Origin of the sequence: Acidovorax sp., assembly GCF_046339755.1 — a bacterium.
GTDB lineage: Bacteria > Pseudomonadota > Gammaproteobacteria > Burkholderiales > Burkholderiaceae_C > Acidovorax.
This window is the reverse complement of sequence record NZ_JBKDTZ010000278.1, coordinates 17,734-27,430: the sequence shown is the minus strand read 5'-3', so window position 1 is coordinate 27,430 and position 9,697 is coordinate 17,734. Positions and strand designations below refer to the sequence as shown.

Annotated in this window: 7 protein-coding genes and 1 pseudogene; 6 read left to right on the top strand and 2 right to left on the bottom strand. The window is 68.7% G+C overall.

All coding sequences use genetic code 11. The features are described from left to right. A pseudogene (locus ACK59X_RS24015) lies at window positions 1-1,035 on the bottom strand (indolepyruvate ferredoxin oxidoreductase family protein); the annotation flags it as partial. 190 nt (window positions 1,036-1,225) lie between these two features. Between ACK59X_RS24015 and ACK59X_RS24010 the strand changes: the two are divergent. The 5 genes from ACK59X_RS24010 to ACK59X_RS23990 all read left to right on the top strand — a co-directional run bounded on the left by ACK59X_RS24010 (window position 1,226) and on the right by ACK59X_RS23990 (window position 8,256). Continuing rightward, window positions 1,226-1,708 carry an Lrp/AsnC family transcriptional regulator gene (locus ACK59X_RS24010; protein ID WP_409960887.1) on the top strand — a complete coding sequence of 161 codons (483 nt, stop codon included), beginning with the start codon at window positions 1,226-1,228 and terminating at the stop codon, window positions 1,706-1,708. A 46-nt stretch (window positions 1,709-1,754) separates the two neighbouring features. Further along, entirely contained in the window at window positions 1,755-1,886 is a 132-nt protein-coding gene (locus ACK59X_RS24005; RefSeq protein WP_409960886.1) for a hypothetical protein, read from the top strand. Window positions 1,887-2,078: 192 nt separating this feature from the next. Continuing rightward, a complete protein-coding gene (locus ACK59X_RS24000) occupies window positions 2,079-4,991 on the top strand; it encodes a DUF2339 domain-containing protein (protein WP_409960885.1) in 2,913 nt (970 codons plus the stop codon). Then, on the top strand, window positions 4,988-6,466 hold the full coding sequence (locus ACK59X_RS23995; RefSeq protein ID WP_409960884.1) for a DUF3999 domain-containing protein: 1,479 nt from the start codon (window positions 4,988-4,990) through the stop codon (window positions 6,464-6,466). The genes ACK59X_RS24000 and ACK59X_RS23995 overlap by 4 nt, the downstream gene beginning before the upstream one ends. An 80-nt stretch (window positions 6,467-6,546) precedes the next feature. Continuing rightward, window positions 6,547-8,256, top strand: coding sequence for an MFS transporter (locus ACK59X_RS23990; RefSeq protein WP_409960883.1), 1,710 nt, complete (start codon window positions 6,547-6,549; stop codon window positions 8,254-8,256). A 121-nt stretch (window positions 8,257-8,377) separates the two neighbouring features. On the opposite strand, the gene ACK59X_RS23985 is transcribed toward ACK59X_RS23990, so the two are convergent. Continuing rightward, window positions 8,378-9,604: a murein transglycosylase A gene (locus ACK59X_RS23985; RefSeq protein ID WP_409960882.1), complete on the bottom strand. Its 1,227-nt coding sequence runs from the start codon at window positions 9,602-9,604 to the stop codon at window positions 8,378-8,380. Here ACK59X_RS23985 and ACK59X_RS23980 point away from each other — a divergent pair. After that, a complete protein-coding gene (locus tag ACK59X_RS23980; protein WP_409960881.1) occupies window positions 9,537-9,689 on the top strand; it encodes a hypothetical protein in 153 nt (50 codons plus the stop codon). The two genes, ACK59X_RS23985 and ACK59X_RS23980, sit on opposite strands and share 68 nt — an antisense overlap. The last annotated feature ends 8 nt before the right edge of the window (window positions 9,690-9,697 follow it).

Here is a 9,697-nt window from a genome sequence, read left to right as displayed (position 1 = left end):
CTCCTGCAGGCCCTGGGCGAAATCGCGCGTGATGGTGGCTTCAAGCGGCCACACCACGTTGACCTTGTGCACGCGGATGCCGAGCTGTCGGCAGGTGTCGTCGTCCAGGCCCAGGTCCACCAGGGCCTGGCGCGTGTCGTTGTAGGCCTTGCCGCTGGCGATGATGCCGAAGCGGTCGTTCGGGCCTTCGATGACGTTGTAGTTGAGCCTGTTGGCGCGGATGTAGGCCAGGGCCGCATACCACTTGTAGTCCATGAGGCGCGCTTCCTGCTCCAGCGGCGCATCGGGCCAGCGGATGTGCAGACCGCCCGGCGGCATCGCGAAGTCCTCGGGCATCACGATTTTCACGCGGTCGGGGTCCACCGAGATACTGCTCGAGGACTCGACCACCTCCTGGATGGTCTTCATGCCGGACCACACGCCCGAGAAGCGGCTCATCGCAAAGGCGTGCAGGCCCATATCCAGGATCTCCTGCACGCTGCTCGGGAAGAACACCGGCGTGCCGCAGGCCTTGAAGATGTGGTCGCTCTGGTGCGCGGCCGTGCTGCTCTTGCTGATGTGGTCGTCACCGGCGATGGCGATCACGCCGCCGTGCTTGGCCGTGCCGGCCATGTTGGCGTGCTTGAACACATCCGAGCAGCGGTCCACACCCGGGCCCTTGCCGTACCAGATGCCAAAGACCCCGTCGAACTTCTTGGACTGGGGGTACAGGTCGAGCTGCTGCGTGCCCCAGACCGCCGTGGCGCCCAGTTCCTCGTTCACGCCGGGCTGGAAGACGATGTTGTTGGCCTCCAGGTGCTTCTTGGCCGCCCACAGGGACTGGTCGTAGGTACCGAGCGGCGAGCCGCGGTAGCCGCTGATGAAGCCGGCCGTGTTGAGCCCCTCCATCGCATCGCGCTGGCGCTGCAGCATGGGCAGGCGGACGAGGGCCTGCACCCCGCTCATGAACGCCCTGCCATGGTCCAAGGCGTATTTGTCGTCCAGAGTGACCGTCTCTAGGGCCTTGCGGATGTGCTCGGGCAGGGGGGCATTCATGGCTATGTCTCCATTGGCTTCTTGTGGGGGTGCGTCCCTTGTGGGGACGGTGGGGCACCGCGCTGCCATCCGTTTAGGGCGGCACCTCCAGTGTGAAGACAAGTGTATGCCCGCGTCGCTGATATGTCTTTGCGTTGTGTGCTGTGTTTAGGCTATTCTGAGAAAGGATCTTTCTTTATCCGGCCACTTTGTGAACACTCTCGACAAATTCGACATTGCCATCCTCAACGAGCTGCAAACCGATGCCCGGCTGACCAATGCCGAGCTGGCCCAGCGCGTGGGCCTGTCGGCTGCGCCGTGCTGGCGCCGCGTGCGTGCGCTGGAGGAAGAAGGCTTCATCAAGGGCTACCGCGCCGAGATCGACCGCAACAAGATCGGCCTGGGGGTGCTGGCCTTTGTGCGGCTCGATGCGGACCGCAGCACCGGCAACCTCACGCGCGAGATGGAAGATGCGATCGCCCAGATCCCCGAGGTCGTGGCCTGCCACTACATCAGCGGCACGGGCACGTTCGAGCTGCAGGTGGTGGCGCGCGACCTGGAGAGCTTTTCGCAGTTCGCGCGCAACGTGCTGCTCAACCTGCCGAATGTGAAAGACATGCACACCAGCTTCTCGCTCGGCGAGGTCAAGGCCAGCGGGGCGCTGCCGCTCACGCACCTCGCCCGGACGAGATGAGGATGCTACTTATTTTGTAGCAACTTGCGCTTGATGGACATGCGCCATGGCCAATTTTCGGCCGGATATCGGCGCGGACACGCCGCTGCGCACGGGGCTGGGCGATGCCCCGATGGCCGATCCCCTGCAAGGTAACAAGGCGTTCGAGCGCGGATTCACCACAGGGTGTGCTGTATAAGAACCTGTCCAAAGCCTGCGACACCACAGCACAACCACCGCGCAACCACCCAGCTGCCGCGCGCACCCGCGCCACGACCGGGGCGCAATGCTCAGGCGGTTGCGCGTTGGCCGGCTGGGCTAAAAATACGATGGCTTCTTTCGTACAGGCAGGCAGCCTGTCGAAGGAAGTCCCAAAGAGGGAGCGAGCGGCATGATCATCTGGGGCATTTTTTGGGGCGCGGTGCTGGGTTCGTGGTTTGGCGGCCATGGCGACTTCGGACCGTTTGTCGGCGCCATCCTGGGGTTTTTTGCCGGGCTGTCGCTGCGCTGGGCGGTGCGCTCCGCCATCCGTACCGAGTTGCAGGCGAAGGCCGTGAAGGCTGTTGCCCCGCCGGCTGCGGCGGCACACGCGGCGCCCACTGCCGAAGACAGGGCACAGGTGGCCTCGCCCACACCCCCACCGCCGGTGACCCGGGACGAACGCCCGGACGCGGACGATCCGTTCTGGACTGGCGAACCCACGCCGCAAGACCTGCCCCCCGTCCAGACCTCGGCCGCAAGCTCGGCTCCGGTGCCTCCCCGCCCCGATGTACCTCGCCAGCCCGCCCCACCCAACGCCTTGGAGCAGGCCGTGCTTGCCGCCAGGAACTGGCTGCTGGGCGGCAACACCATCGTGCGGGCAGGCCTGGTGATTTTGTTCATTGGCCTGTCCTTCCTTGCGCGGTATGCCGCTTCGGCCGGGCTGTTGCCGGTCGAATTCCGCCTGGCTGCGGTCGCGGCGGTGGGCATTGCGCTGCTGGTGGTGGGCTTCCGCAAGCGCGCTGACAAGCCCGCTTTTGCGCTGGCCCTGCAGGGCGGTGGCGTGGCGGTCATGTACCTCACCGTGTTCGCCGCCTTCCGGCTCTACGGGCTGCTGCCACCGCTCTACGCCTTCGCTCTGATGATCGCGGTCTGCGCGGCCAGTTGCGCGCTGGCGCTGCTGCAGGACTCGCGCGCACTTGCCGTGGCGGCGTTTGCCGGTGGCTTTGCCGCACCCATCCTGCTGTCCACGGGCCAGGGCAGCCATGTGGGCCTGTTCAGCTACTACACCCTGCTGAACCTGGCCATTCTCTTCATTGCCCACAAGCGCTCCTGGCGCATGCTCAACGTGGTGGGCTTTGTCGCCACCTTCGGCGTCGCCTCGGCATGGGGTGCGCTCAAGTACCAGCCCGAGAACTACGCCAGCACGCAGCCCTTCCTTGCGGGCTTTGTGCTGATCTACCTTTGTGCTGCCATCCTCTATGCCCGCAACACGCCCACCAGGCTGGGCAATGCCGTCGACACCATGCTGGTCTTCGGCACGCCGCTGGTGGGCTTTGGTCTGCAGGCCGGGCTGGTACAGCCTTTTGAGCTGGGCGCCGCCTTCTCCGCAACGGCCTTTGCCGCGCTGTACCTGGCAACTGCGACCGTGTTGGCGCGCCGCGCGCTGGACAGCTGGCGCCTGCTCGTCGAATGTTTCATTGCCGTTGGCGTGGGCTTTGCCACACTGGCCGTGCCATTGGCGCTGGACGCCCAATGGACATCGGCGGTCTGGGCGCTCGAAGGCGCAGGCGCTTTCTGGGTCGGCATGCGCCAGGCCCGCTGGATGCCGCGCGCCTTCGGGCTTGTGCTGCAGGTCGTGGCCATGCTGGCTTTCCTGGGCAGCACCTCCAGCATCTCGCCGCTGCCGCTGGTCAACCCTGCCTTCCTGGGCGCGTTGCTGATCGCGCTGCCCTCGCTGCTGCTGGCCTGGTGGCTGCGCCAGCCGCTGCCGCACAGTGGCTCGGCCTGGGCGCGGGGTTATGCGGGTGTGGAGGCACGGCTGTCCAATCCGGCCTATCTCTACGGCTTTGTGTTCTGGTGCCTGGCCTGGCTCCTGGAAATCACGCGACGTGTGCCCGGCCTGGAAGCGGGCCAGTGGCCCATGTCGGTGTTCTCCGAACAGGTGACCGAACTGCTGGCCATGCTGGCCGTCGTGCTCAGCGCCGCGCTGTCGATGGTGCTGGGCCTTCGCACGCGCTGGGCAGTGGCGACCTGGCCGGCGCGCGGCACCATTGCGATGCTGGCGCTGGGCTTGGTCGTGCAGGTGGCCGACGGCTACCGCGTGCTCGCAACCCCCGCCTGGGCCGTGTGGCCCATCGTGCTGGCGCTGCATGTGTGGATGCTCAGGCAGACAGACCGCCTGCAGGTGGCGGCCGATGTGGATGGCAAGCCGGGTGCTCCCACCTCCTTCGCTGGCTGGTTCCATGCCGCCACCGTGTGGCTGGTGACCTTGCTGCTGGCCGACTGCCTGTGGTCCGGCATCGACAAGGCCGAGCTGTGGCGTACCTCCTGGGCCGGTGTGGTCCTGCTGGTCAGCGGCATTGCGGTGTTGATGCTGCTGGCGCTGTGGGCGGGTCGTGGCAACCGGCTGGCGCCGCGTGCGGCGCTGCCTTGGCCGCTCAACCCGCATGCCGAGGCCTACTACTGGCTGGCGGCCGCGCCCCTGGCGGTGATGGTGTTCTGGGGCGCGTTGTTGGCGGCAGTGCATTCGTCGGGCCACACTACGCCGCTGCCCTACATTCCACTGCTCAATCCCACCGACCTGACGCTCGCGCTCGCGTTGGGAGGCCTGATGTTCTGGCGGCGGTCACTGCTTTCGGCGCTGCCGCTCCCGGCCCGCTCGGGCTGGGTCACCGGGCGCCATGCGCTGCAGGCGTTGGCGCTGCTGGCGTTCATCGTCATCAACACCGTGTGGTTGCGTGTGGCCCACCACTTCTTCGGCGTGCGCTGGGATGCGTCGGCGCTGTTCGACAGCTTCGTGGTGCAGACTGGTTACGCCATCCTGTGGACCTTGCTGGCGCTCAGCATGATGGTGCTGGCGCACCGGCGCGTGCAGCGGCCGCTGTGGCTGCTGGGCGCAGGCCTGCTGGGCGCGGTGGTGGTCAAGCTGCTGCTGATCGATTTGTCCAATGCCGGCGGTGCCGAACGCATCATTGCCTTCATCGCCGTGGGTGTGCTCATGCTGGTGGTGGGCTACTTCGCGCCGTTGCCGCCCAAGGCGGCTGCCCGTGCGGAGCCTGCTGCCCCACCGCTGGCGCCATCGCACCAAGAGACTTTTCCATGAAGCCTGCTGTCGCTCTGAACCTGCCCCTGGCGCTGGCCGCTGCCGCCCTGTCCCTGTGTGCCGGTGCGGCCCACGCGGTGACCGACGCCAACAACCCTGCGGCCTATGCCATTCGCATTCCCGTGACGCTCGCGGCCGATGCGCCGCTGCAGCGCATCCTGCTGCCCGCCGAGGTGCTGGTGCGCCTGCAAAGCCCGGGCTACACCGACCTGCGCCTTTTCAACGGCCCGGGCCAGCCCGTGCCCATGGCACTGGCCGGTGTGGCGGCGGTCAGCACCCCAGAAGAGTCGGTGACCTTGCCCGCATATCCCATCCTGGGCGCTGCGGGCGCGGGGACGGCAGGGCTGGAAGGCCTGTCGCTGCGCATCGAGGAGCGCCAGGGCCAGCGCGTGGTGCAGGTCGACAGGGCCGGCGCAGCAGGTCCTGCAGCCACACAAACCGTGCAGGGCGCGTTGCTTGACGCGCGAAATGTGCAGTTGCCCGTGGCCCGCGTGGCCCTGGACGCGGATCTGCCAGCAGGCCAACCCGTGACGTTCCAGGTGCAGGCCAGCAAGGACCTCAAGCACTGGCACCCACTGGCCGAGACCGTGCTGTACCGCGCCGACGCTGCAATGGCACCCACGGCACCAGGTCGCCTGGGCAGCGAGCAGATCGACCTGCAGCGCGCCGGCCTCAAAGACCACTACCTGCGCGTGACCTGGGGTGACGCTGCCGTGACCTTGCGCGGCGTCAGGCTGGCTACCACCACCAACACAGGCCCGCGCGAGCGCGTCAGCGCCAGCATGGCGGTGCCGCCACTGGGCAACAACCCGCATGATCTGGTGTTTGCGCTGCCGTTTGCCACGCCAGTCGCCGCGCTCCAGATCAAGCCGCCCGGCAGCAATGTGTTGATCCCGGTGCGCGTGCTGGGCCGCAACCACCGCGAGCAGCCTTGGTCGCTGCTGGCGAGCGCGGTGGTCTACAAGATGACCGTGGGAGGCAAGGAGCAGGCCAGCGGCCCCGTCGAACTGGGCGGCGCCTCGGTGCGCGAGATCAAGATCGAAGCCGACCCCAAGACCCCCGGCTTTGCCGCCACGCCCGAGATGGCGCTGCAGTTCGAGCCCGCGCAACTGGTGTTCCTGGCCAGCGGGCAAGGGCCCTTCACACTGGCTGCCGGGCTGCCCGGCGCCAGCGCCGCGACCGGTGCCTTCCTGCCCATGGCCAGCCTGGTGCCGGGCTACCAGCCCGCACAGGAGAACCAGTTGCCCATGGCGCTGGCCGATGCAGCCCGGGCCGACATCACCGGTGGCAAGCCCAAAGACGGCGCGCTGGTGCCTGCTGCGGCCGCCAGCGGCGGCATCTCCACGCGCATTGCCGTGCTGTGGGGCGTGCTGCTGGCGGGCGTGGGGGCGCTGGCGCTCATGGCCTGGCTGCTGCTGAGGCAGACAAGGCGGGCGGACCAGCACGCACTGGCTGAGCCCACCGACGCGGTCTGAAGGGGGAAGGGACAGGCCTGCAGTCGGCTATTTGGCGCTGCCCCACCACGGCGACTCCAACCGTCGCACAATGTGCAGACATGCCACCATTGCCGTCCCACGAAAGCACGCGCAGCGTCGCACCCGAATCCGCACCCACCTCATCACCGGCCGAGGGGACTGGGGCCGCGCAGGGAAGCCTGCAGGACACAGCGCCCCCCGCAGGGCCAACGCCCGATCCGCAGGCATCGCTGTCACCGCTGGCCCCCCTGTCGGTGCCGGTATTCCGCATGCTCTGGCTGACCTGGATGGCGGCCAATACCTGCATGTGGATGAACGACGTGGCGGCCGCCTGGCTGATGACCTCGCTCACCACCTCGCCCATGCTGGTGGCGCTGGTGCAGTCCGCCTCCACCCTGCCGGTGTTCCTGCTCGGCCTGCCCAGCGGGGCGCTGGCCGACATCCTGGACCGGCGGCGCTACTTCATGGCCACGCAGTTCTGGGTCGCTGCCGTGGCGCTGGTCCTGTGCGCAGCCATCCTGGCCGGCGGCATGACGGCCCCGCTGCTGCTGGCCCTGACCTTTGCCAATGGCATCGGGCTGGCCATGCGCTGGCCGGTGTTCGCCGCCATCGTGCCCGAACTGGTGAGCCGGCCCCAGTTGCCCGCGGCCCTGGCGCTCAACGGCGTGGCCATGAACGCATCGCGCATCATCGGCCCGCTGCTGGCCGGCGCCATCATCGCCAGTGCCGGCAGCGCCTGGGTCTTCGTGCTCAACGCCGTGCTGTCGGTGGGCTCGGGCCTGGTGATCATGCGCTGGAAGCGTACCCACGTGCCCAGCCCCCTGGGGCGCGAACGCCTGGGCAGCGCCATGCGTGTGGGCCTGCAGTTCGTGCGCCAGTCGCCGCGCCTGCGTGCCGTGTTGTGGCGCATCTCGGTGTTCTTCTTCCATGCCACGGCCCTGCTGGCCATGCTGCCCCTGCTGGCCAAGGGCCTGGAGGGCGGCGGCGCCGGCACCTTCACGCTGCTGCTGGCGTCCATGGGCGCAGGCGCCATTGCGGCCGCCATGTTGCTGCCGCGCCTGCGCCAGGCCATGCCGCGCGACGTGCTGGTGCTGCGCGGCACCCTGCTGCAGGCGGCGGCCACGGGCGTCATGGCCATTGCGCCCAATGTCTACGTGGCCGTGCCGGCCATGGTGGTGGGCGGCATGGCCTGGATCACCACGGCCAACACGCTCAGCGTCTCGGCCCAGCTGGCGCTGCCCAACTGGGTGCGCGCGCGCGGCATGTCCATCTTCCAGATGGCCATCATGGGCTCCACGGCCCTGGGCGCCGCCGTGTGGGGCCAGGTGGCCACGTTCACCAGCGTGCACCTGAGCCTGGGCATCGCGGCCGTGACCGGGTGCACCGCCATGGCGCTGGTGCAGCGCCTGGTGGCCGACCGCAACATGGAAGAGGACCTGAGCCCCTCGCAAGCCTTCAAGGTGCCCGTGGCCCCCACCCCACCGGAACGCGGCCACGTGGTCGCCACCATCGAGTACACCATCGACCCCGCACGCGCTGCCGACTTCCGCGAGCTCATGCAGGAGAGCCGGCGCAACCGCCTGCGCCAGGGCGCCCTGTCCTGGCAGCTGCGCCACGACATCGCCGACCCGGCGCGCTACGTGGAGCAGATCGAGGACGAGTCCTGGACCGAACACCTGCGCCGCTTCGACCGCGTCACCGCCTCCGACGTCGCCCTGCGCGAGCGCAAGCTGGCCTTCCACATCGGCGACGCACCGCCCGTGGTCTCGCGCTTCGTGGTGGAGCGCTGAGCCCCGCCCACAACCGCAAAAACTGGCGCGCCGCCATACCAGTACCCTCGCGCAAGCGCCGCCCCGCCGCGCTGGGGGCGTCCCCCTCAGGGGAAAGGCGCCGAAGGCGGCTCAGGGGGAGTCATTTCGGCCAGAGCACCCACAGGCGCAGGCCCTGCTTGAGCCGGCCAGCGATGGCGCCCGCCTCCTGGCCCCATCCGGTGAAATAGTCGGCCCGCACGGCACCCAGGATCGCGCTGCCCGTGTCCTGCGCCAGCACCAGGCGGTTGAGCTGCACCTGCGGTCCGGTGGAGGCCAGCCAGACCGGCGTGCCATAGGGAATGCTCTGGCGGTCCACGGCGATGGAACGGCCCGGCGTGAGCGCCACACCCTGGGCACCCTTGGGGCCGAAGCCGGCCTCCATGGCGTCGAGCGGCTCCTCGCGGAAGAACACATAGCGCGGGTTGGCCCACAGCAGCTCGTTGGTGCGCTGCGGGTTCTGCGCCAGCCAGGCGCGGATGCCGGGCCAGGTGGCGTCGCGCGTGGCACCCTGGTCCAGCAGCCAGCGGCCCACGCTCTGGTAGGGCTGGTCGTTGGTACCCGCATAGGCCACGCGCACCAGGCTCACCGAGCCATCTGGCTCGGCCACGCGCAGGCGGCCCGAGCCCTGGATGTGCAGCACCATCGACTCCACCGGATCGCGCAGCCAGGCAATGGCCCGCCCCTGCAGCGCGGCCTGCGCCTCGGGCAGGGTGTCGATCTGCTGGCGCGTGTACCAGGGCTTGCGCGCACCGAATCCCGCAGGCAGGCGGTAGACCGGCACGGTGTAGCCATTGCCGGGCTGGCGCGCGGCGTCGATCATGGGCTCGTAATAGGCGGTGAGCAGGCCCTCGGGATTACCGTCGGCCGACTCCACGCGGTAGGGCTGCAGGCGCGCCACCATCCAGGCGCGCTGCTCCTCGGCGGTGGCAATGCTCAGCTGGCGCACCTCGCCGCACAGTTGCACGAATTGCGGGGCAGGGCGCTCACAGCTCTTGATCCAGGCGTTCCAGGCCTCGTGCGGCGAGTCGTTGGCGAAACCCGGAAGCTCGGCCCAGCGCACCGGGATCCAGCGGCTCTTGGGCTGGGCCATGGCCGGCGGCAGCGGGCCGTTGTCACCAGGTACGACCACGGCGCCCGGCACCGGCGCAGGGAAGATGGCCCCAGGGGACGAGGGGCTTGTGGGGGCGGGCCGGGTGGCGCAGGCGGCCAGCGTTCCTACAATCAGCGCCGTCATCACAAGGCGCAGGAGTGTCAATGTCATGGGGCTGATTTTGCTTGAAGCGCTGCTGGCGCTGGTGGTGCTGGTGGCCATCGTCTGGTGGACCATGTTTTCCGGGCGCCGGGGTGGCGAACTCAAGGCCCCGGAATCCGAGGAAGGCAAGGACCCCAGCACACCAGCAGGCAAGGACTGAACGCCAGG